The sequence below is a fragment of the Pseudarthrobacter sp. 05T312 genome (genome assembly GCF_056396685.1).
Genome location: NZ_JBFTLY010000007.1, coordinates 164,511 through 184,658 on the forward strand (window position 1 = coordinate 164,511; position 20,148 = coordinate 184,658).

Sequence of the window (20,148 nt, forward strand, 5' to 3'; positions counted from 1 at the left end):
CGAAACACAGAAAGTTCAGTACATGACTACAGCCACCTTGGAGCGCGTTCCCACCGCCCAGACCGCCGAAGGACCTGCCCCCCGGTCCATCAGCCTGGAGTTTTCCAGCGCCAGCCAGGTCCACGCCGGACTGGAAGAAGCGGTGGCAGAACTGATCGAAGTTGCAGCCAAGGACGCTGCCTGCGGAATCCTGGTCACCAGGCTGCACCCGGGCCGCTACATGGTGGCCCTGGACGAATCAGTCCCCTTCGGCGAAACCTACGAGTCCATCGCCGCCTGACCAAGACCACAAAAATCCCCGCCCTCCCATGGGGAGTGCGGGGATTTCTTGTTGCTCCAGGGTACTGCCTGGCCGGACCGTCAGCCGCGGCGGACCTGCACGCCGTCGGACTTCAGGAAAAGCTGCTTTTCCGCCGGACCTGACGGGCCCGCCGGCACCAGCCAGAGGACGTTGCCGCTCTGCGACACCTCTTCCACCTCCCCCGCTGCCACCACATGCGCATGCTTGACGATCTCGACACGATCCCCGGCCTGGAGGGCCCTCCAGTTGGAAACCGCGGCGGAATGGGCATTGCGCCTCGACAGGACTGCCCCACGTGCTTTCATTTGAACTTCTACCCCTTTGTATCGTTCTGCCGCCACAGCCTCTTTGATGTGACTTTCACTACATCTTCAGTTCTACTACACTCCCGGCGCCACGGCGTGCCGTGGCGCCGGATATTCCGCACTGCGGACGCAGGCGCCGCAGGCCCTGAAGATCCTTCGGCCTCAGGCAAGCGGCCCGACGGCGGATTCGGCCGCCGCGCGGACGTCACCTGAGGCGACCAACCGGTCAGCCGCTTCCAGTTCCGGGGACAGGAAACGGTCCGTCCCCGGCCCTTCCACCACGCCGCGGAGCGCTGCCACCACTGCGGTGCCCGCAGGTCCGGGAGTGAGGACTCCGCCGGAGAGCTGGGTGCGGATGTCCAATGCCCGGGCCGAGGTCACCAGTTCGATGGCCAGGACGCGGCGGAGGTTCTCCACGGCTTTGCGCAGCTTCCGCGCCGCGTGCCAGCCCATGGATACGTGGTCCTCCTGCATGGCGGAGCTCGGAATGGAGTCCACGGATGCCGGAACGGCCAGCCGCTTGTTGTCCGAGACCAGGCCGGCCTGGGTGTACTGGGCGATCATCAGGCCTGAGTCCACGCCTGGATCCGCTGCCAGGAACGCCGGGAGGCCGTGCGAACGGGCCGGATCAAGCATCCGGTCGGTGCGGCGCTCGGCGCTCGAGCTGAGGTCCGCGACGGCGATGGCCAGGTAGTCCAGGACGTACGCCACGGGTGCGCCGTGGAAGTTGCCGTTGGAGCTGACGCGGCCGTCCGGGAGCACCACCGGGTTGTCGATGGCGGCCGCCAGTTCCCGGGTAGCCACCAGTTCGGCATGGTCCACCGTGTCGCGGACGGCGCCGGCCACCTGCGGGGCGCAGCGGAGGGAGTAGGCGTCCTGGACCCTTGAGTCGCCCACTTTGTGGGAGGCCACAATGGGCGAATCCGAGAGCACGCGCAGCATGTTGTCCGCACTGGCCGCCTGGCCGGGGTGGGGCCGCAGCGCGGCGTGCAGCTCGGGCAGGAACACCTGGTCGGTGCCCAGCAGTGCCTCGACGCTCAGCGCGGCGGTGATGTCCGCCGTCGCCAGCAACTGCCGGAGGTCAGCGATGGCCATGAGGAGCATGCCCAGCATGCCCTCGGTGCCGTTCACCAGCGCCAGCCCTTCCTTCTCAGCCAAGGTGACCGGCTCGATGCCGTGCTCTGCCAGCAGCTCGGCGACGGGCCGCTGGCCGCGCCCGCCGTACGTGACGCCGTCGGGCCCTGCCGCTTCACCCTCACCCATCAGGACCAGGGCGCAGTGTGACAACGGCGCCAGGTCGCCTGAGCAGCCCAGCGAACCGAACTCGCGGACCACCGGGGTGATCCCGGCATTGAGGACGTCCACCATGGTCTGCAGGACCACGGGGCGGACGCCGGTACGGCCGGACGCGAGTGTCTTGGCGCGCAGGAACATGATGCCGCGCACCACCTCCCGCTCCACTGCCGGGCCCATGCCTGCCGCGTGGCTGCGGATCAGCGATTTCTGCAGCTGGGTTCGCAGCTCGTTGGGGATGTGGCGGTTGGCCAGGGCGCCGAAGCCGGTGGAGATGCCGTAGGCAGGGGTGTCACTGGAGGCCAAGCTGTCGATATGGGCGCGGACCTTGGCCACGGTTTCCAAGGCGTCAGGAGCGATGGTGACCTTGGCATCGTGCCGCGCGACGGCGAGCACATCCTGGGGCGTGACGCCGACGGACCCGAGGGTGACAGTGAGCGGTTCGTGGGTTGTGAGGGTCATGGTTTCCTACTTTTTTCTCGTCGATTGCTCCGTAAGGGCCCTTTTGAGGGGTCATAACGGCACTTACGGAGCAATCGATGTGGAATTGGGGCTCGGTTAGCGGGATTCCTGCATGGGGATGCGAACGCCGCGTTCCTTGGCGACGTCGAGGGCCCGCTCGTAGCCGGCGTCGGCGTGGCGGATGACGCCCATGCCGGGATCGTTGGTGAGGAGGCGCTCGAGCTTTTCGGCTGCGAGGTCGGTACCGTCCGCGACGGAAACCTGGCCGGCGTGGATGGAGCGGCCGATGCCGACGCCGCCGCCGTGGTGCAGGGACACCCAGGTGGCACCGGAGGCGGTGTTGAGGAGGGCGTTCAGCATGGGCCAGTCGGCGATGGCGTCCGAACCGTCTGCCATGGCTTCGGTTTCACGGTAGGGCGATGCGACAGAGCCGGAGTCCAGGTGGTCGCGGCCGATCACGATGGGGGCCTTGACCTTGCCTTCCTTGACGAGCTGGTTGAACAGCAGGCCGGCCTTGGCGCGTTCGCCGTACCCAAGCCAGCAGATGCGGGCAGGCAGGCCCTCGAATTCCACCCGCTCCTGGGCTGCGTCGATCCAGCGGTGCAGGTGCTTGTTCTCGGGGAAGAGCTCCTTGATGGCCTCGTCCGTGACCCGGATGTCTTCGGGATCGCCGGAGAGGGCCACCCAGCGGAACGGGCCCAGGCCTTCGCAGAACAGCGGCCGGATGTACGCGGGAACGAAACCGGGGAACTCGAAGGCGCGGGTGTAGCCACCCTTGCGTGCCTCATCGCGGATCGAGTTGCCGTAGTCGAAGACCTCGGCGCCGGCGTCCTGGAATTCCACCATGGCCTGCACGTGCCGCGCCATGGAGGCCTGGGCCTTCTTGGTGAAGCCCTCCGGATCCGCCTCAGCCTCGCGGTGCCACTCGTCCACCGTGATGCCCTCGGGCAGGTAGGACAGGGGATCGTGTGCCGAGGTCTGGTCGGTGACGATGTCCACGGTCAGTTCGCCCGCCTTGTGGCGGCGGAGGATCTCCGGGAAGACCTCGGCGGCGTTGCCGACGTAGCCGACGGACCGGCCGCGGCGCTCCTCCTTGGCTTTGAGCACCTTGGCGATGGCGGCGTCGAGGTCGGTTTCCACCTCATCCAGGTAGCGCTTGCCGGCGCGGCGGCGCAGGCGGGTCTCGTCGACGTCGACGATCAGGCAGGCGCCGTCGTTGAGGGTGACGGCGAGCGGCTGGGCGCCGCCCATGCCGCCGCAGCCGCCCGTGAGGGTCAGGGTGCCGGCGAGGGTGCCGTTTTCGTCGCCGGTGAGCTTGCGGGCGATCGCGGCGAAGGTCTCGAAGGTGCCCTGCAGGATGCCCTGGGTGCCGATGTAGATCCAGGACCCGGCGGTCATCTGGCCGTACATCATCAGGCCCTCGGCCTCGAGCCGGCGGAATTCGGGCCAGGTGGCCCAGTCGCCGACGAGGTTGGAGTTGGCCAGGAGCACGCGCGGGGCCCATTCGTTGGTGCGGAAGACGCCGACCGGTTTGCCGGACTGGACCAGCAGGGTCTCGTCCTTCTCCATGGTTTCCAGGGTGCGGGTGATGGCGTCGAACGCGGCCCAGGAACGGACCGCGCGGCCGGTGCCGCCGTAGACCACGAGGTCGTCCGGGCGCTCTGCCACTTCGGGGTCCAGGTTGTTCATCAGCATGCGCAGGGGCGCTTCGGTCTGCCAGGACTTGGCGGTGAGCTCGGTGCCGCGGGCTGCTTTGACCGGGCGGGCACCGGTGGTGAAATCGGCGGGTGCCATGGTGGGCTCCTTCTTGTGGTGTCTGTTGGAGGAAAGAAGTTCTGTATCCACTAAAGCCCCTTGGAAACCCTCTTCACAGGGCTTTTGCGTGGGTACTGTCCGGGATGCCAGACGCGCCCCGGACCTGCTGGCCGGGACCTGGACCGCGGCTTTACTTAGTGGGGCGTCCGTGGATCCGGACCGAAAGTTCATCCGCCGCCTTCTGGACCCGGGCTGCCAGCGCCGGCCATTCCTCCGGGGCCAGCTTGACTTCCAGGAAGGTGACCGCGACAGCGGCGGTGGGCCAGCCTGTGTGGTCAGTGACGGCGGCGGCGATGGATCCGAAACCCGGAGTGACCTCGCCGTGTTCAGTGGCGTATCCGCGCTGCCGCACCTGGTCCAGGTGCGAGGAGAGCGACGAGTACTTCATGATGGCGCCCTCCACCTCGTGCCGGGCGCTGAAGGCTGCGGCGTTCGGGTAGAGCGCGCGGACCTGCGACTTTGGCAGTGCCGCAAGGATGGCCCTCCCGCTGGCCGTGAGATGGCTGGGAAGCCGGACGCCGACGTCGGTCACCAGCGAGGGGCGGTTCTTGGCCCGCTCCTCCACGATGTACAACACGTCCCTTCCATGGAGCACGGCAAGGTGCGCGCTTTCGCCGATCGCGTCCACCAGGCTCGCGAGCAAGGGCCGGCCCAGCCGAGACAGCGGTTCCTGCCGGGAGTAGGCGGAACTGAGTTCGAAGGCGCTGATGCCAAGGCCATAGCGCTGCTCCTCGTGGAGGTGAAGGACGAAGCCATTCGCCTCCATCACCCCCAGCAGGTGGTACACGCTGGAGCGGGGCAGGTCCAGGCTGGAGGCAATCTGCGACGCCGCCATCGGTCCGCGCCTGGACGCCAGCAGTTTGAGGATGCGCAAGGTGTTTTCGGCGGCGGGAACTTTTGACGAGGCTCTCGCCGCGGCACGGGGGGTCCGGGTTTCGGTGGCTCGGGCTTCGGCGGCCCGCGGTTCGGTGGCTCGCGGTTCGGTGGCTCGCGGTTCGGTACCCAGCGGTTCAGTGCCGGGCCTTTTGGTGGCTCCTGATTCAGTGCCGGGTGGTTTGGTGTTGCGTGATGCGGCGCTTAGTGCGGTGCTCATGGGCGAAAAGGGTCTTTCTGCGTAGCTCTGTCCGGTATCCCGTACTTAAGCTTGCGCCCTCGACCCTGACCATTTCGACTCCTGGCAAGGGTGCATTGTCTGGAATACCAGACAATGCACCCTTGATCCTCTTCATGAACCGGCACCGTTGGCCGCGTCTCCTGCACGGCGCGTTGGCCTGAGTGTCCCACGCGGAGCCTATTGAGCCATCACCTGCAGTTCGTCGAAGTCCAAAAACAAGTTCCACTCCGGGAAAGGGTCGGCAGGAAGCTGACCTTCCACGGGGCCGGGGTCGTCGGGGACACCGGGCTCCCCGACACCAGGCTCCCCGACAAAGCCGAAGTCTTCAGGCACGTACACGTCGGCCAGCTCCGTTGCTCCTATTAACGCTTCCCGTTCCGCGGCGCCACTGAACAACGCGGGGCATCGTTGGGGCCAGTGGGTTGGTTCTGCTTCCCGGAGTTCGGGGTTGTAGTGCCTGCCTGTTGGTGAGGTCCAGCCGGGTGGTTGATTCTTGGTGGCTGGGTCGGGTGTCCATTGGCTGTGGTGTTTGAGTCGGTGGTGTTTAGGGCAGAGCTGTGCGAGATTGCTGGTTCCGGTGGTGCCGCCGTGTTCCCACGCTCGTAGGTGGTCTGTTTCGTTGTCGGGGGTTTTGTTGGTGCAGCCGGGGAAGGTGCATTTGGCGTCCCGCAGCCGGATCCAGTGTTTGATGGCCCCGGTGAGCCGGTAGTTTTTGCGGCCGATTTCCAGTGGTGCCCCGTCGCGGGGGTCGATGAGGACCCGGTAGAACGATTCCGCCCCGTCGGCGACAAGTTTGCGTGCCATGGACGCCGGGATCGGCCCGAAACCATCCAGTACGCCGGGTTCATCGGTCTGGCCGAGCAGGGAGAATACGGGCACCATCACCAGGACGTCGGCCCGCGCCGCAGGGACCTTCCCGATCCCGGTGACACCCTGCTTGCCCTGAACGCCGGGGCCGGGACCGTCTTCCCCGGCGTGGGCGGGGGTGTCCCCGGCTCCGGGCTTCACGCCAGCCCCCAGCAGCAGGGAGGCGGCGATGTCGGGGCGGAGCTGGGTGAGGGTGCGGGGTTCGTCGGGCCCCTGCAGTCCGCGGGCCGTGGCGGTGGTCCGGTTCCAGATCGCACACGCAGTATCGCCGGGGAGGTAGAGCGAGACCCAGGCCATGCCGTCCTTGTCAGGGGTGTATTCCATCCGCCGGTCAGCCACCCCCTTTGCATGGCGTTTCTCGATCGATGCCGGATGGTGGCGTTCCCGCCAGCCCCGCATCTTGGCCCGGAACCGGGACGAAATGAGCTCACCCGGAGCGGCACCCCGTGAAGCATGGGGTGCGTCGGGGTCGAAGAAGTGTGCCACCAGAGACGCCGCACCAGTCCCATCGAGGCTCTCGGTTTCGTCCGCGACAATCCGGGCGTGCTGCCACGACATCGCGCCCGCAGCCAGTGCCTCGAATACCAGCGGCAGGAAACAAATCCGGCGGGACTGCTCCACCAACGCCCCCGCTGCCGCGGAGCTGATGGTCAGGACACCCGCGATCTCCTCCACCACGGACATCTGCGCATAGGTGCGGTCCTGCACCGAGTCGTCCGGCGGCGTCATCGCCTCCTGGAACCCGGCGGCGTCGGCAGCGTCCCGCGCCTTCATCGCGGCGAGCTGCGCCTCCAGCCTCGCCGCAACCTCCAACCGCTCCAGCCGGATCTCATACCGCCGCTGCAACACATCTACACCGGCACCCCCGGCGGCCATTGCAGCATCGTCAAGGTTCTGGTCCTCAAGAGTGAGCGCATTCAGGGCAGCCACAGAGGCGCGAACACCCTCCAAAACCACCCCAACACCACCGCCGATTCCCATGGAAACATCATCCGTCGACCCACTGACATTCAATGCGGGTCTGCCGGCCGCCCGGCCCTCTGCGGTGCATGGTGCCTCAGCGCGTCCGTCGCGTGCCGTCGTCGAACGCATCTCACTGCCCACAGTCTGGAACCGAAGACACCAAGCCTCCGTGAGCCTCATCACGAAGCGGCCGGAAATGGTCTGCTGGATAGCGGCTCCCCTCCCAAAGACGAGAAGGTAACTCTATGCAACCCACCCCAACCCGGACCCAAAGTCCGGTGGAAACGCAAAAGCCGGCAGCCGTCGTCGGACAAGTCCTCAACCGGGGCCTGAATGTCCGGCACATCCGCTTCATGGCCCTGGGCTCGGCGATTGGCACGGGCCTCTTCTACGGCTCCGCCTCCGCGATCCAGAAAGCAGGGCCGGCCGTCCTTCTGGCCTATATCATCGGCGGCGCCGCGGTGTTCATGGTGATGCGCGCTTTGGGCGAGATGGCCGTGCGGCATCCGGTGTCCGGCTCCTTCAGCCAGTACGCAAGCCGCTACCTTGGGCCCCTGGCCGGCTTCGTAACCGGTTGGACGTATGTGTTCGAGATGGCGATCGTGGCCATCGCCGACGTCACAGCGTTCAGTATCTATATGGGCTTCTGGTTCCCGCAGGTGGACCGCTGGATCTGGATCCTGGCCGTCATCTGCTTCCTGGCGGCCCTGAACCTGCTCAGCGTCAAGGTCTTCGGCGAACTGGAGTTCTGGTTCTCGCTGATCAAGGTGGCGGCCATTATCGCCATGATTGCTGGCGGTGCCGCCATCATCGTGTTCGGCTTCCAAGCCGCGGACTCCACCGTGGCGCCCGGCCTTGGCAACCTCGTTGAGCACGGCGGGCTGTTCCCCAACGGCTTCGAAGGCCTCCTGGCATCATTCGCCGTCGTGATGTTCGCCTTCGGCGGGATCGAGACCCTGGGCATCACGGCCGGCGAGGCAGCAGACCCCAAAAAGGTCATCCCCAAGGCCGTCAATACCGTCCCCGTGCGCGTGCTGCTGTTCTACGTCCTCACCCTGGGCGTCCTGATGAGCCTCTTCCCATGGGACCAGGTGGGCACCAGCGGCAGCCCCTTCGTGCAGATCTTCAGCAGCCTGGGCATCCCCGCAGCACCGCACATCCTCAACGCAGTGGTCATCACGGCGGCGTTGTCGGCCATTAACAGCGACATCTTCGGTGCCGGCCGCATCCTCTTCGGACTGTCCAACCAGGGCCACGCTCCCGCCGCCTTCGGGAAGGTCTCGCGGCACGGCGTCCCCTGGATGACCGTGGTCATGATGGCCGGGATCCTGCTGATCGGTGTGGTCCTGAACGCCGTCATCCCGGAGGACGTGTTCCTCGTTATTGCCTCCATCGCCACCTTCGCAACCGTCTGGGTGTGGGTGATGATCCTGGCGTCCCATGTGGCCATGAAGCGGGAAATCGCGCGGAAGGGTCTGCCGGCGTCGGAATTCCCCTCGCCGTGGTGGCCGGCGGCGTCTATCCTGACCATCGCATTCATGGCTCTGGTGATCGCCGTGCTGGGTGCGTTCGAGGACACCCGGATTGCACTGTACGTGGGCGCCGTGTGGCTGGGGCTGCTGGTCCTGGCCTACCGCTTGTGGATCAAGGGTGACGGACGACGACGGGCCCACCTTGAGGACGAGACCTCGCCGCTGCCGGTGGTCGGCACAGTCGGGACCGCCGAATAACGCCACAGCCCGCGTAAGTGGTTATCAAGCGACAGGTGCCCGGCCCCCCAATGGGGGCCGGGCACCGTGGCGTTCGCCTGGATTATGCGGAAGCAGCGGCGGCCCGTACCGCCTGGCCGAGGGACGTCGTCGGGCGGCCGATCAGCCGCTGCAGGTCGCCCGTGCTGACCAGGAGATCACCGCGCGCAATGCCCAGGTCGGAGTCCGCCAGAATCTCCGCAAAGGCTTCCGGCACTCCCACGGACGCGAGCAGCCCCGCGTAATCCCCCGCGGGCAGGTCGTTGTAGCTGATGGTCTTGCCGGTGGCCGCGCTGATTTCCGCAGCAAGGTCCGCCATGCTGAAGGCTTCGTCGCCGCCCAGTTCGTAAACCTTGCCGGCCTGGCCGTCGGCCACCAGGACCGCGGCAGCCGCGTGGGCATAGTCGGCCCGGGCCGCGCCGCTGACCTTGCCGTCACCGGCGCTTCCTGCAACAGCGCCCTGCGCGAGGGCTCCGGGCAGCTGCTCCGTGTAATTTTCCAGATACCAGCCGTTGCGCAGCAGCACGAACGGAACCCCGGACTCACGCAGCAGCGCCTCGGTGGCCTTGTGCTCGTCGGCCAGCTTCATGCCCGTTGTGTCCGCGTTGGCGATGCTGGTATAGGCCAGCAGCTCCACGCCCTCGGCCTTGGCCGCCTCAATGACGGTGCGGTGCTGGTCAACCCGCTGCCCCACTTCGCTGCCGGAAATCAGGAGCACCCGGGTAGCACCCTTCAGGGCAGCGGCCACCGATCCGGCGTCGGCATAGTCCATCGGCTGTACGCGGACCCCGCGCTCCGCGAAGTCGGCTAGCTTCTCCACGGACCTGCCGGCCGCGACGATATCCCCGGCCGCTACCCCGCGCTCCAGGAGTGCTTCAAGAACGTGGCGGCCCAACTGTCCGGTGGCGCCTGTAACAACGATGCTCACGATGATTCCTTTCGGGATTCTGCTCTGTCGAAGGGAACAACCAGCCCGTCGGCGGATAACTTCCCAAAAGGGAGTACGCACTTCAAAGTAAGGTACTGACCCAGGGGTAAGCTGGTGGCATGGAAGCCGCTCCCCTGCCCATGGCCTTTGCCGACGGCGTGTTCCCGGCCGGGTGCCCCAGCCGGACACTGCTGGACCACGTCACCAGCAAATGGGGTGTCCTGCTCATCATTGCCCTGTCGGAAGGCGAACAACGGTGGAGCGACCTGCGGCGGCGGGCGGAAGGCATCAGCGAGAAGATGCTGGCACAGACACTGAAGACCCTGGAGCGCGACGGCCTGGTCAGCAGGAAAGCGCAGCCTGTCATTCCGCCCCGGGTGGACTACAGCCTCACCGACCGGGGCTACGAACTCAGTGCGCTGCTGGTGCCGCTGGCAGCCTGGGCTTTTGACCATGCCGAAGAGATCATCAACGGGGCAGTCCCGGCCAAGTAGTCACGGCACCGGAAGATGAGTACCTGTTACTGGTGTGACTGGTGTGAATAGCGCTTAGCGTAGCCATACGGTGGCGGCCGGAATGGGAGGACCCTCCTCCGCTGGGAGCATTCCGCCAACCAGCACCGTTAGCAGGCGGCAGGCTGCCGCTTGAAGGAGTTGGTCACATGGCCAGGGACTACGCACAGGATCTTTCCGGCATGGGCCGGCCCGTCAGCCTGGGGTCCGCCCTTTCCGGGGCATGGGGCCGGACGTTGACGGTCTTCAGCCCCCGCTGCCCTTACCGGGTAGGGGACACAGTCATAGGCGACGACCCCTTCAGCGGCAGGCGCGAAGGGGTCGTCGTTTGGCAGGACCGCCGGTCAGTGGGAGTGAAGACCCCGTACGGCGTCTTCTTCTTTGACCACCGGCTGGTCAAGCCCCTGGACTGAAGGACTAACGGGCCGACCAGCCACCGTCCATGGTGTAGCTGGCGCCGGTGACCATGCCGGCGTCCGGGGACGCGAGCCAGGCCACCAGGGACGCCACCTCGTCGGGTTCCACCAGGCGCTTGATGGCGGCTTCGGTGAGCATCACCTTCGCCAGCACCTCGGACTCCGGGATGCCGTGCATCTTGGCCTGGTCCGCGAGCTGCTTCTCCACCAAAGGGGTGCGCACGTATCCGGGGTTCACGCAGTTCGACGTAACACCGTGCGGGCCCCCTTCAAGCGCTGTCACCTTGCTGAGCCCCTCCAGGCCGTGCTTGGCGGAGACATACGCGCTCTTGAACGGAGAGGCGCGCAGTCCATGCACCGAGGAAAGGTTGATGACGCGGCCGAACTTGTTGGCGTACATGTGCGGCAGGGCGGCCCGGATGAGCAGGAACGGGGCCTCCAGCATCAGGCTGATAATCCGGCGGAAGTCTGCCGGATCGAACTCCTCGATGGGGTTGATGCGCTGGATGCCGGCGTTGTTGACCAGGATGTCGCAGTCGAGGCTCAGCGCGGCCAGGGCGTCGACGTCCAGCAGGTCCACTTCCCAGGCGCTGCCGCCCACCTCATCGGCGAGGGACGCTGCGGCGGCGGCATCGACGTCGGCCACCACCACTTTCGCTCCGCGCGCCGCCAGTGCGCGCACGCAGGCGGCCCCGATTCCGCTGGCACCGCCGGTGACCAGCGCCTTGCGTCCATTCAACGTGTTGTCCATTGCAGTTCTCCTTGTGTACAGCCCACGGCTTGCGCGCCCAAACGGTCCGGCGGCTGGGTCAACCCAGCAGCCAGGTCAGCGGCGTTCAGCCGCCAGCAGCCCCTCGCGGGCCGCATCTTCCTGGTCCACGTCTTCCAGGGCAATGCCCTTGGTCTCCTTCAGGCTTAGCACGGCCACGGTGGTGATGGCACAGGCCACCACCAGGTAGACGGCGGTGGGGAGCCACGAACCGGTGTCCTTCAGCCACTGGGTGGCCAGCAGCGGCGCTAGCGAACCGGCGAAGATGGACGTCACCTGCGAGCCGAGGGATGCGCCGGAGTACCGCATGCGGGTGGGGAACATCTCGGCCATAATGGCCGGCTGGCCAGCGTACATCAGGCCGTGCAGGCAGAGACCGATGGTCACGGCCAGGACGATGACGACCGCGTTCCGGGTATCGAACATCGGGAAGGCGAAGAACGGCCAGGTGGCACCGAGGATGGCGCCGGCCAGGTACACGGGCTTGCGGCCAATCCGGTCCGCGAGGCGGCCGTACTGCGGAATGATGGCGAAGTGGATGACGTGTGCGATCAGCAGCGCCAGCAGGAGCGATGAGGTGTCGTACTTATGCACGCTCTTGAGGTACACAATCGCGAAGCTGACCACCAGGTAGTACATGATGTTTTCCGCGAACCGCAGGCCCATGGCCTGGAAGATGCCTTTGGGGTACTTGCGCAGGACCTCGAAGACGCCGTAGCTGACGGCCTGTTCCTTCTCCACCTGTTCCTTGGCTTCGAGGAAGATGGGCGACTCGCTGACGTTGGTGCGGATGTAGTAGCCCACGAAGACGATTACGGCGGAGAGCCAGAACGCCACCCGCCAGCCCCAGCCGAGGAACGCCTCACTGCTGAGGGTGGTGGACATGATGTACAGCACCAGGGTGGCCAGGAGGTTGCCCACCGGGACGGCGGCCTGGGGCCAGCTGGACCAGAAGGCGCGCGTCTTGTTGGGGCTGTGTTCGGCCACCAGGAGCACGGCGCCGCCCCATTCGCCGCCCAGCGCGAAGCCCTGGATGAACCGCAGGGCCACCAGCAGGGCCGGCGCCAGGTATCCGATGTCCGCGAAGCCGGGCAGGCAGCCCATCAGGAACGTGGAAATGCCGATGATGATGATGGTCAGCTGCAGCGTGGGCTTGCGGCCCAGCTTGTCGCCGATCTGGCCAAAGACGATGCCGCCCAGCGGGCGGGCGATGAAGCCCACGGCATAGGTCAGGAAGGCCTGGATGATCCCGTCCAGGTCGTTGCCTGTGGCGGGGAAGAAGTACTTGCCGAAGACCAGGGTGGCCGCGGTGGCGTACAGGAAGAATTCGTACCATTCCACCACCGTGCCCACCATGGAGGCGGCAACAATCTTCTTCAGGCCCGATCCCTTGGGTGCATGCCTGGCGTCGTTCGCCAGGCCTTGCTCAATGCTCATGGTTCTCCTCAGTGTCCACATTGACACGTGCTGTGATCTCCAGCACAAGTGACTCAGATGAGTATTGCTGCACAAATCCGGGTCTTCAATGACCAAAGAGGCAGTCGACGTGTGCACAATTGCAGATATGAATGCGAACCCCGATGACCTGCTGGTGCTCCTCGCGGTGTCCCGCTCCGCAAGGTTTACGACGGCGGCCCAAGCCTTGGGACTGAACCACACCACCGTCTCGCGCAGGATCGCCGCGCTTGAGAAGTCCCTGGGCGGCCGGGTCCTGTCCCGCGCCGCGGGCGGCTGGGAACTCACGGAGCTCGGCGAACGGGCCGTGCGGGCGGCCGAACAGGTGGAGGCGGTGCTGGGCACGCTGGGACCGGCCGGCCAGGCACCCGACCCGATTGCCGGCGTCGTGCGCATGACCGCGACGGATGGCTTCAGTGCCTACATTGCCGCTCCGGCCGTGGCGCGGCTGCGGCGGGACCATCCGGGCCTGAGCGTGGAAGTGGTCACCATGACCCGCCGGGCGCTGCAGCAGCGGTCCGGGCTGGACATCGAAGTGGTGGTGGGCGAGCCGCAGGTGCACCGCGCGGAGGCCATCCGCCTGGGCGACTACCGGCTGGGCATGTATGCCTCCCGCGCCTACCTTGCGGAGCATGGGACACCCGCCACCGTGGCTGAACTCAACGGGCACCCGCTGGTCTACTTCGTGGACTCAATGCTCCAGGTGGACGACCTCGATGCGCCGCGGCGGCTCGTTCCCGCCATGAAGGACGGCCTGACCTCCACCAACGTGTTCGTCCATGTCGAGGCCACCCGGGCCGGCGCCGGCGTCGGCTTCCTGCCGTGCTTCATGGCTGACCTCCACGACGACCTGGTCCGCCTGCTGCCCGAAAAGATCGGCGAACTGCTCCCCTACTGGATGGTCCTGCGCCCGGACTCACTCCGCCGCCCCGCGGTGGCCGCCGTCGTGCAGGCCCTCAGGGAACGGATGGCCGAACACCGCGGCGCGCTTTTAGGCAAGGGTTAAGCCCGTCGATTGCTGAGTAACTGCCGTTTTGACCGCTGAAAACGGCAGTTACCCAGCAATCGATGGCGGTGCGGGAGGGTCGTGGCGGACCGGCGCCCCCGCCGCGAATGCCCGCACCTGGGCGTCATCCCACAGGTGCGCCGGGACGGCCCCGCCGAGGAGGCGGCGCCGCAGCTGCGGATCGTCCCCGAAGGGAACGTCGCTGCCGGCCATCACCATGTTGCCGTACCGCCGGCCTTTCAGCATGGCGGGATCGGCGATGATCACGGTGTGCTTGAAGGCGGCCGCGATGGTGGCCGCGTCCTCACGGGCGTTCTTCAGGTCCGGGGCGTCCCCGGAATTGGCAACATACAGGCCGCCCGGCGCCAGGATCCGCTTGGCGTGCTGGTTGAATTCGGCGGTGGTGAGGGGCCGGGGGGTGAAGGCTCCGGCGAAGACGTCGCGGATGATGAAGTCCCGGGTCTGGGCAGTGAGGGTCTCCGTCACCGCGCGGGCCTCCCCCACGCGGATCCGCAGCAGGGGCGCCTTGGGAAGGTCGAACCAGCCGCGCACGTATTCGGCAAGCTTCCCGTCCAGCTCCACCACCACCTGCCGCGCATCCGGGTAGGCAGCGGAGAAGTAGCGGGCCAGGGAGCAGGCACCGCCGCCCAGGTGCAGCCCGCGCAGCTTTGCCGACGAAACGTCCGACGGCGGCCAGCGCGACTCAATGAGCGCCGCCATCCACCGCATGTACTCGAAGTCCAGGAACAGCGGGTCGGCCAGGTCAATGTGCGAGCTCATGACGCCGTTGATCTTCAGGAGCCAGCCGGTGGAATTGTCCTGGTCAGCGATGAGCTCGCAGTCGCCCGTGTCGATGTAGTAAACGCCCTCAGCCGGGCCGTTCACCACAGCTCCCTTGGGAACCTCAACGACACCGGCTGCCGGGCGTCCGGCCCGGTTCGCCGACCGTCCGCGTTTCGCCATTGCCCGTTGCCCCGCTTCAGTCCGTGTGAGTTGTACAGGGTCAACCCTAGTTGCTGGCCGCCATCGGAGCTGAAGCCGGGCACCGTCCCGAAGCCCGCACCGCCTGGAGGAAGGCTGGTGGTCTGCGGCGGCGGGGTCAACAATGACAGGATGGAATACACAGCGAGGGTGGCTTCATCCGTCCAGTTCGTCTCGGAACTGGACAGGTCCGTGACCTTCTACCGGGACCTGTTCAAGTGCGTGGAGACCATACGCTCGGACGACGCCGCCCTCCTCCTGGCGCCCGGGGGTTTCGAGCTCTACCTCATTGAACGCGGCCCCCGTGAGGAGCACTATTCCGGTGGCCTGGGGCAGCACCTGTTGATGTGGGCGACCGACACCGCTGAGGGTCTGGCCTACTTTGAGCGGGCGCTGAAGGACATGGGGCGCTACACCGAAACCCGTGCAAAGGGCGGCGTTACCATCGTCGAAGGCCGGGATCCCGACGGAATCCGCGTCATCGTCGCCCACCCGGATCCGGCAGAGAAGCCCCGGTCGGTCCTGGACAGCCACCTGTACAGCTGACGCGGGTGTCAGGCGGGGCAGGAGGTCAGTTGCCGAAAGCGGGGGGCGCGACGACGTCGGGCCGCGCCTCGGCTTCGTCCCTGGGCTGCCTGGCCGGCACCGTGACGATGATCGCGGCGATGGCCACCAGGACCATCAGCACGTTGAACAGCAGCCCGACCGCACCGCCGAAGCGCAGGGCCACGTTGTCCTGGCGGCCAATGAAGAGGCCCCAGGACTGGATGGTCCTTGGATCAACCGCCTGGGCGGCCACATAGAGGGCCGCGGAAATCGCCACCCCGATCGCGTTGCCCAGGGATGAGGCCATCTTGTAGATGCCGGAAGCGGCACCCACCTGCGCGTCGGGCACGTTGGACAGGGCCGCGTCCGTGGACGGGGTTGCGTAAAAGCCGAGGCCGACGCCGAACAGCGTGAAGCCGACGACGGTGAGCACGATGTATTCGCCGATGAGCAGGAAAGTCATGGAGCACATCAGGACCCCGGCGCCGGTGATGATGCTGCCCCACAGCATCGGCTTTTTGGGGCCGAACCGCTGCAGCAGCTTTTCTCCGACCCGGATGGTGGCAAGGATGGCCACCAGGTAGCCCAGGGTCAGCAGCCCGGACTGCAGGGAACTCATGCCCGCGGCCACCTGGACCAGGCCCAGCGACACGATGAGGGTTCCGGCGGCACCATTCAGCAGGAAGTTGGACAAGGTGGCGCCGGTGAAGGTCCCGTTGCTGAACAGCTTCAGGTCCACGAAGGGGCGGCCGGCGCCGGTCTCGATCTGCAGGAAGACCAGGCTGAACACCACGAAGAGGGCCAGGAGGACGATCCCGGTCCAGCTCAGCCAGCCGATGTTCGGACCCTGGGAAATGTAGACGTTGATGGACACGAGCATGATGATGAAGCAGGTCAGCCCTGCCCAGTCGAAGCGGCGCCCGGCATCCCCGGCGTCTGCGGCGGCCCGGGACTCCGGCGTCCCCCTGATCAGGAACAGCGCCAGGACTGACAGCACGATGGAGATCCAGAAGATGGACCTCCAGCCCAGGAAGGATGAGGCCATCAGCCCGCCGAAGAGCGAACAGAAACCGGACCCGCCCCAGGACCCGATGGACCAGAAGGAAAGCGCCCGCTGACGGTCTTTGCCCTCGTAGAAGCTTTTGACCAGGGCCATGGAGGACGGCATGACGCAGGCCGCCGAAAGCCCTTGGATGATGCGGCCGCCGAGCAGCACCGCCGATGTCAGCGCGCCGGCGTGTTCCGGTGTGAGGGCGATCAGCAGCGAGCCCAGGATGCTGAGGTAGATACCGGCATAAAGGATTTTGACCCGGCCGATACGGTCCGCGAGTCCGCCCGCGACCACGATGAAGATGCCCGAGAACAGGGACGTGACCGACACGGCCAGGTTGGCCAGCGTCCGCTCAACGCCCAGTTGTCCCTGGATTCCGGGAATGACGTTCAACAGGGTCTGGGCGAAGAGCCAGAAATTGATGACGGCCAGGACAATCCCCAGCAGCCAGGTGTCGTTTGCCTTCCACTCTTCCTTGGTGGCCTCCTGCGCCGCTGTGGCCATGTCGCCGTCTCCTCACGTGGACCACGGGGAGGCCATCCATGCCGCCCCGCTCGAAAACCCCACATTTATGGATCCATAGTGCTCCTGCGATGGCCCCGTGTCGATGCTGCGTGGACCGGTCCCGGCTACGGTGCGGTGGCAGCCCCCTGGCCGTCCCGGATCCGGTTCACCACGGCTGTGGTGGACCTTTCCGCCACGTAGTCCAGGATGGCCACGCGGCCGCCGTATTTTTCCACCGCGGGCGTCTCCGCCAGCATTTCGGGCGTGTAGTCCCCGCCCTTGGCGTACACCTCGGGCCGGAGCAGGGTGATCAGCGGGGCGGCCGTGGGGGTGTCGAATACTGTCACGTAGTCCACGCAGCTCAGCGCCGCCACCACCGCTGCCCGGTCCGCCATGTTGTTGATGGGCCGGCCGGATCCCTTGAGCCGGCGGACGGAATCGTCGCTGTTCAGCGCCACCACCAGGATGTCGCCCAGCTGCTTGGCCTGGTTGAGGTACCGGGTGTGGCCACTGTGCAGGACGTCGAAGCAGCCGTTGGTGAGCACGATCCGCTGCCCCTGGGCGCGGTGCACCTCCAGTTGCCGCTCCAGTTCCTCCTCGCTCAGGGCAGTATCGGCGAAGGCCTCCAGGTACCGGCTGAGCTGGGCGGTGCTGCACACCGAAGTTCCCGGCTGGTGGACCACTACGTCGGCGGCCGACTGCGCCAGGTCCAGGCTGGCCGTCAGCGGGAGGCCTGCGGCCCGGCCCAGGGTCAGGGCCGCCACGAACGTGTCGCCTGCCCCGGACGCCTGCTTCTCGGCGGCCGGCCGTGCCCATGTCCGGTGCCGCACGCCGTCGGGCGTCAGCAGGACGGTCCCGTCCCGGTCCAGGGTAACCACCACGGCACGCGCGCCGGTGCTGGCCAGCAGGTCTGCAGCGGCGCCGCCGACGGCGTCCACCCGGTCCTGCCCCTCCGGCAGCCTGCGGTCGAGCAGCCGTGCGGTTTCCTGGGCATTCGGCGTCACCAGGTCCGGCTGCAGGGCCGCCCACGGCCGCGGGTCATGGGCGTCAACCACCACCAGCGGCCGGTCTTCCCCGGCCCAGTTCCCCAGGACTTCCGCCAGCGCGGCGCGGACGGGGCCTGCCACCACTCCTGTCCCGTAGTCGCAAACCAGGACGGCGTCCCGGCGTTCGACGGCGGCCCGCACCGAGGCGGCGAGCGCTTCAAGGGCGTCGGCCGGGACGGTCGTGGCCGAGTCGTCGAGGCGCAGCATCACCTGGCCCCCGCTGCTGATCCGGATCTTGGTGGTGGTGACCATCTCCGGGTGGGACCTCAGGTAGCGGACGTCGATGCCGGCTCCGGCAAGCTGCCCGCGCAGGTCCTCCCCGGCGTCGTCAGTGCCGATGACGCCGGCCACCGATACCTGTGCCCCCAGGGATGCGAGGTTCATGGCGGTGTTGGCTGCCCCGCCGGGGACCGACTCACGGGACTGGAGCTCCACCACGGGTGCGGGAGCTTCCCGGCACAACCGTTCGATGGTGCCGCTCCACCAGCCATCGAGCATCACGTCGCCGATTACCAGGATGGCCGGGTTTTCGGCCGCGAGCCTGCCCGGCAGCCAGTCGGACAGCGCCCGCTGGGTGGAGAGGTCGATGGAGTCCGGGGACGGGTTCATGGCTGGTCCACTCCCTCGCTGCCGGCAACTGCGTAAGCCGGCGGAGCTTCGATGTGCACCACTTTGACCTGCGTGAATTCGTCCAGCAGTTCGGGACCGTAGCCGAACCCGGCGCCGCTCCCGCCGCGGGGCTGGGCCGCACCGCCCGGGGCGCCGCCAAAAACTGCGTTGACCTTCACGGTTCCCACCGGCAAAGACGCCACCGCCCGCTGGATGTGGGCAATGTTGCTGCTCAGGACCGTGGCCGCGAGGCCGTACCTGCCGCTGCTGGCCAGTCGCAGGCCGTCGTCGAACGTGTCCACCACCTGGACCGGGGCCACCGGGCCAAACGTTTCCTCCGCCATGACCTGCATGCCCTCGGTGCAGCCGAGCAAGACGGTAGCGGGGTAGAAGGAACCGGGCCCGTCCGGCAAGGCACCGCCTTCGACGGCGCGGGCGCCGCGGTCCAGGGCCTCCTCGACGTGCCCGTGGACGGCGTCGCGCATCCGGAGGTCCACCAGAGGCGCCACGGATCCGTTGCTGTTCCGGAGTGCGGCCTCGGCTTCGAGTGCACTGCAGAAAGCCTCGGCGATGTCCTTGTGGACGTAGATGCGTTCAACGGAAGTGCAAATTTGGCCGCTGTTGCTGAAGGCGCCGATTGCGGCCTGTTCCGCAGCCCACACCGGATCCACGTCGCGGTCCACCAGCAGGGGATCGTTGCCGCCGTTTTCGCGGATGACATGGGCGCCGGTGCGGGCTCCCGCCGCTGCGATCCGGGCTCCCGAGGCGCTGGAACCAACATGGGCGATCACGTCCACGTCCGCTTCTGCCAGGGCTGCCCCCACGCCTGCGCCGCCGGAGATGGTCAGGAAGACGCCGGCGGGGAAGGCCGGTGCCAGGACTTCGCCCAGCGCCTCGCCCAGCCGGGGGCAGCGCTCGCTGGGTTTGTGGATGACCGCGTTGCCTGTCACCAGGGCGGCACCGATCAGGCCGCAGGCGACTGCGACGGGGTCGTTCCAGGGGGTCAGCAGTACGGCTACGCCGCGGGGTTCGGCGATGGTGTAGTCCGAGGCGAGCCGGTTGCCGCGGAGGCTGTGGCCGCGGTGCACCGGGCCCAGCTCCGCGTACTGCTCCAGGGTGGAGACGGCGGCGCCGATCCCGGCCAGCGCTTCTTCTTCGGGCCGTCCCGTTTCGCTGGCGTTCAGGCCGGCGAGTTCCCGGGCGGCGGCATCGAGCGCCTTGGCGGCGGCCCGTAGCGCGGCCCCCCGTTCGGCCGGAGCGGTTGCCGCCCAGCCGGGCGCAGCCCTGCGGGCGACGTCCAAGGCATCATTCACTGCGTCCGGGCCGGCTTCAGGCACCGTCCAGAGCACTTCACCGGTTCGCGGGTCCTGGATGGTGATGCCGGTGCCCCGGGTTGCGTCGTTGCCTGCGGTTGTTTCAGTGGCTGTGGTGGGCATGATGTTCCTCCCGCCTTTCGG

The 20,148-nt window shown here is 67.1% G+C and carries 18 protein-coding genes; 6 read left to right on the plus strand and 12 right to left on the minus strand.

Going from position 1 to position 20,148, the window contains the following annotated elements:
- The first annotated feature begins 22 nt into the window (after positions 1-22).
- A complete protein-coding gene (locus tag AC1DIP_RS12035; protein WP_477733860.1) occupies positions 23-280 on the plus strand; it encodes a hypothetical protein in 258 nt (85 codons plus the stop codon).
- Positions 281-360: 80 nt separating this feature from the next.
- Here the strand turns inward: AC1DIP_RS12035 and AC1DIP_RS12040 are convergent, their stop codons facing one another.
- From AC1DIP_RS12040 to AC1DIP_RS12060, 5 genes are all read right to left on the minus strand, one after another.
- A complete protein-coding gene (locus tag AC1DIP_RS12040) occupies positions 361-606 on the minus strand; it encodes a hypothetical protein (RefSeq protein WP_476208926.1) in 246 nt (81 codons plus the stop codon).
- A gap of 162 nt (positions 607-768) precedes the next feature.
- Complete coding sequence (gene hutH, locus AC1DIP_RS12045; RefSeq protein WP_477733861.1) at positions 769-2,361, minus strand: histidine ammonia-lyase; 1,593 nt, start codon at positions 2,359-2,361, stop codon at positions 769-771.
- 96 nt (positions 2,362-2,457) lie between these two features.
- A complete protein-coding gene (hutU, locus tag AC1DIP_RS12050) occupies positions 2,458-4,155 on the minus strand; it encodes a urocanate hydratase (protein WP_477733862.1) in 1,698 nt (565 codons plus the stop codon).
- Positions 4,156-4,306: 151 nt separating this feature from the next.
- Positions 4,307-5,269 (minus strand): IclR family transcriptional regulator, encoded by a 963-nt coding sequence (locus tag AC1DIP_RS12055; RefSeq protein ID WP_477733863.1) that lies wholly within the window; start codon positions 5,267-5,269, stop codon positions 4,307-4,309.
- 198 nt (positions 5,270-5,467) lie between these two features.
- Positions 5,468-7,138, minus strand: a complete 1,671-nt coding sequence (locus AC1DIP_RS12060) for an HNH endonuclease signature motif containing protein (protein WP_477733864.1) — start codon at positions 7,136-7,138, stop codon at positions 5,468-5,470.
- A gap of 227 nt (positions 7,139-7,365) precedes the next feature.
- Between AC1DIP_RS12060 and AC1DIP_RS12065 the strand changes: the two genes are divergently transcribed.
- Entirely contained in the window at positions 7,366-8,850 is a 1,485-nt protein-coding gene (locus tag AC1DIP_RS12065) for an amino acid permease (RefSeq protein WP_477733865.1), read from the plus strand.
- Between the two features lie 82 nt (positions 8,851-8,932).
- Here AC1DIP_RS12065 and AC1DIP_RS12070 read toward each other — a convergent pair whose 3' ends face one another.
- Positions 8,933-9,796, minus strand: coding sequence for an SDR family oxidoreductase (locus AC1DIP_RS12070; protein WP_477733866.1), 864 nt, complete (start codon positions 9,794-9,796; stop codon positions 8,933-8,935).
- Positions 9,797-9,915: 119 nt separating this feature from the next.
- Between AC1DIP_RS12070 and AC1DIP_RS12075 the strand changes: the two genes are divergently transcribed.
- A complete protein-coding gene (locus tag AC1DIP_RS12075; RefSeq protein ID WP_476208904.1) occupies positions 9,916-10,290 on the plus strand; it encodes a winged helix-turn-helix transcriptional regulator in 375 nt (124 codons plus the stop codon).
- A 167-nt stretch (positions 10,291-10,457) separates the two neighbouring features.
- On the plus strand, positions 10,458-10,721 hold the full coding sequence (locus AC1DIP_RS12080; protein WP_476208902.1) for a hypothetical protein: 264 nt from the start codon (positions 10,458-10,460) through the stop codon (positions 10,719-10,721).
- Between the two features lie 4 nt (positions 10,722-10,725).
- Here AC1DIP_RS12080 and AC1DIP_RS12085 read toward each other — a convergent pair whose 3' ends face one another.
- Both AC1DIP_RS12085 and AC1DIP_RS12090 read right to left on the minus strand, forming a co-directional pair.
- On the minus strand, positions 10,726-11,475 hold the full coding sequence (locus AC1DIP_RS12085; protein ID WP_476208900.1) for a 3-hydroxybutyrate dehydrogenase: 750 nt from the start codon (positions 11,473-11,475) through the stop codon (positions 10,726-10,728).
- A 75-nt stretch (positions 11,476-11,550) separates the two neighbouring features.
- Positions 11,551-12,930 carry an MFS transporter gene (locus tag AC1DIP_RS12090; RefSeq protein WP_476208898.1) on the minus strand — a complete coding sequence of 460 codons (1,380 nt, stop codon included), beginning with the start codon at positions 12,928-12,930 and terminating at the stop codon, positions 11,551-11,553.
- A 127-nt stretch (positions 12,931-13,057) separates the two neighbouring features.
- Here AC1DIP_RS12090 and AC1DIP_RS12095 point away from each other — a divergent pair, with 127 nt between their 5' ends.
- Complete coding sequence (locus AC1DIP_RS12095; protein WP_476208897.1) at positions 13,058-13,954, plus strand: LysR substrate-binding domain-containing protein; 897 nt, start codon at positions 13,058-13,060, stop codon at positions 13,952-13,954.
- Between the two features lie 48 nt (positions 13,955-14,002).
- Here AC1DIP_RS12095 and AC1DIP_RS12100 read toward each other — a convergent pair whose 3' ends face one another.
- Positions 14,003-14,917, minus strand: a complete 915-nt coding sequence (locus AC1DIP_RS12100; protein ID WP_477733867.1) for a spermidine synthase — start codon at positions 14,915-14,917, stop codon at positions 14,003-14,005.
- 150 nt (positions 14,918-15,067) lie between these two features.
- On the opposite strand from AC1DIP_RS12100, the gene AC1DIP_RS12105 reads away from it, so the two are divergent.
- Complete coding sequence (locus tag AC1DIP_RS12105) at positions 15,068-15,481, plus strand: VOC family protein (RefSeq protein WP_476208894.1); 414 nt, start codon at positions 15,068-15,070, stop codon at positions 15,479-15,481.
- 25 nt (positions 15,482-15,506) lie between these two features.
- Here the strand turns inward: AC1DIP_RS12105 and AC1DIP_RS12110 are convergent, their stop codons facing one another.
- The 3 genes from AC1DIP_RS12110 to AC1DIP_RS12120 all read right to left on the minus strand — a co-directional run bounded on the left by AC1DIP_RS12110 (position 15,507) and on the right by AC1DIP_RS12120 (position 20,127).
- Entirely contained in the window at positions 15,507-17,036 is a 1,530-nt protein-coding gene (locus AC1DIP_RS12110) for an MFS transporter (RefSeq protein ID WP_476208893.1), read from the minus strand.
- A gap of 125 nt (positions 17,037-17,161) precedes the next feature.
- Positions 17,162-18,691, minus strand: coding sequence for a D-glycero-beta-D-manno-heptose 1-phosphate adenylyltransferase (gene rfaE2 / locus AC1DIP_RS12115; RefSeq protein WP_477733868.1), 1,530 nt, complete (start codon positions 18,689-18,691; stop codon positions 17,162-17,164).
- Positions 18,688-20,127, minus strand: a complete 1,440-nt coding sequence (locus AC1DIP_RS12120; protein WP_477733869.1) for an aldehyde dehydrogenase family protein — start codon at positions 20,125-20,127, stop codon at positions 18,688-18,690. The genes rfaE2 and AC1DIP_RS12120 overlap by 4 nt, the downstream gene beginning before the upstream one ends.
- Between the last annotated feature and the right edge of the window lie 21 nt (positions 20,128-20,148).

Bases quoted from the DNA above. Each gene is read 5' to 3' on its own strand.
- AC1DIP_RS12080 (WP_476208902.1), top strand. From the start codon at position 10,458: ATGGCCAGGGACTACGCACAGGATCTTTCCGGCATGGGCCGGCCCGTC.
- AC1DIP_RS12035 (WP_477733860.1), top strand. From the start codon at position 23: ATGACTACAGCCACCTTGGAGCGCGTTCCCACCGCCCAGACCGCCGAA.
- AC1DIP_RS12100 (WP_477733867.1), bottom strand. From the start codon at position 14,917: ATGGCGAAACGCGGACGGTCGGCGAACCGGGCCGGACGCCCGGCAGCC.
- AC1DIP_RS12075 (WP_476208904.1), top strand. From the start codon at position 9,916: ATGGAAGCCGCTCCCCTGCCCATGGCCTTTGCCGACGGCGTGTTCCCG.
- AC1DIP_RS12110 (WP_476208893.1), bottom strand. From the start codon at position 17,036: ATGGCCACAGCGGCGCAGGAGGCCACCAAGGAAGAGTGGAAGGCAAAC.
- AC1DIP_RS12055 (WP_477733863.1), bottom strand. From the start codon at position 5,269: ATGAGCACCGCACTAAGCGCCGCATCACGCAACACCAAACCACCCGGC.
- AC1DIP_RS12120 (WP_477733869.1), bottom strand. From the start codon at position 20,127: ATGCCCACCACAGCCACTGAAACAACCGCAGGCAACGACGCAACCCGG.
- AC1DIP_RS12060 (WP_477733864.1), bottom strand. From the start codon at position 7,138: ATGGGAATCGGCGGTGGTGTTGGGGTGGTTTTGGAGGGTGTTCGCGCC.
- AC1DIP_RS12090 (WP_476208898.1), bottom strand. From the start codon at position 12,930: ATGAGCATTGAGCAAGGCCTGGCGAACGACGCCAGGCATGCACCCAAG.
- AC1DIP_RS12095 (WP_476208897.1), top strand. From the start codon at position 13,058: ATGAATGCGAACCCCGATGACCTGCTGGTGCTCCTCGCGGTGTCCCGC.
- AC1DIP_RS12105 (WP_476208894.1), top strand. From the start codon at position 15,068: ATGGAATACACAGCGAGGGTGGCTTCATCCGTCCAGTTCGTCTCGGAA.
- AC1DIP_RS12040 (WP_476208926.1), bottom strand. From the start codon at position 606: ATGAAAGCACGTGGGGCAGTCCTGTCGAGGCGCAATGCCCATTCCGCC.
- AC1DIP_RS12085 (WP_476208900.1), bottom strand. From the start codon at position 11,475: ATGGACAACACGTTGAATGGACGCAAGGCGCTGGTCACCGGCGGTGCC.
- hutH (WP_477733861.1), bottom strand. From the start codon at position 2,361: ATGACCCTCACAACCCACGAACCGCTCACTGTCACCCTCGGGTCCGTC.
- AC1DIP_RS12065 (WP_477733865.1), top strand. From the start codon at position 7,366: ATGCAACCCACCCCAACCCGGACCCAAAGTCCGGTGGAAACGCAAAAG.
- rfaE2 (WP_477733868.1), bottom strand. From the start codon at position 18,691: ATGAACCCGTCCCCGGACTCCATCGACCTCTCCACCCAGCGGGCGCTG.
- hutU (WP_477733862.1), bottom strand. From the start codon at position 4,155: ATGGCACCCGCCGATTTCACCACCGGTGCCCGCCCGGTCAAAGCAGCC.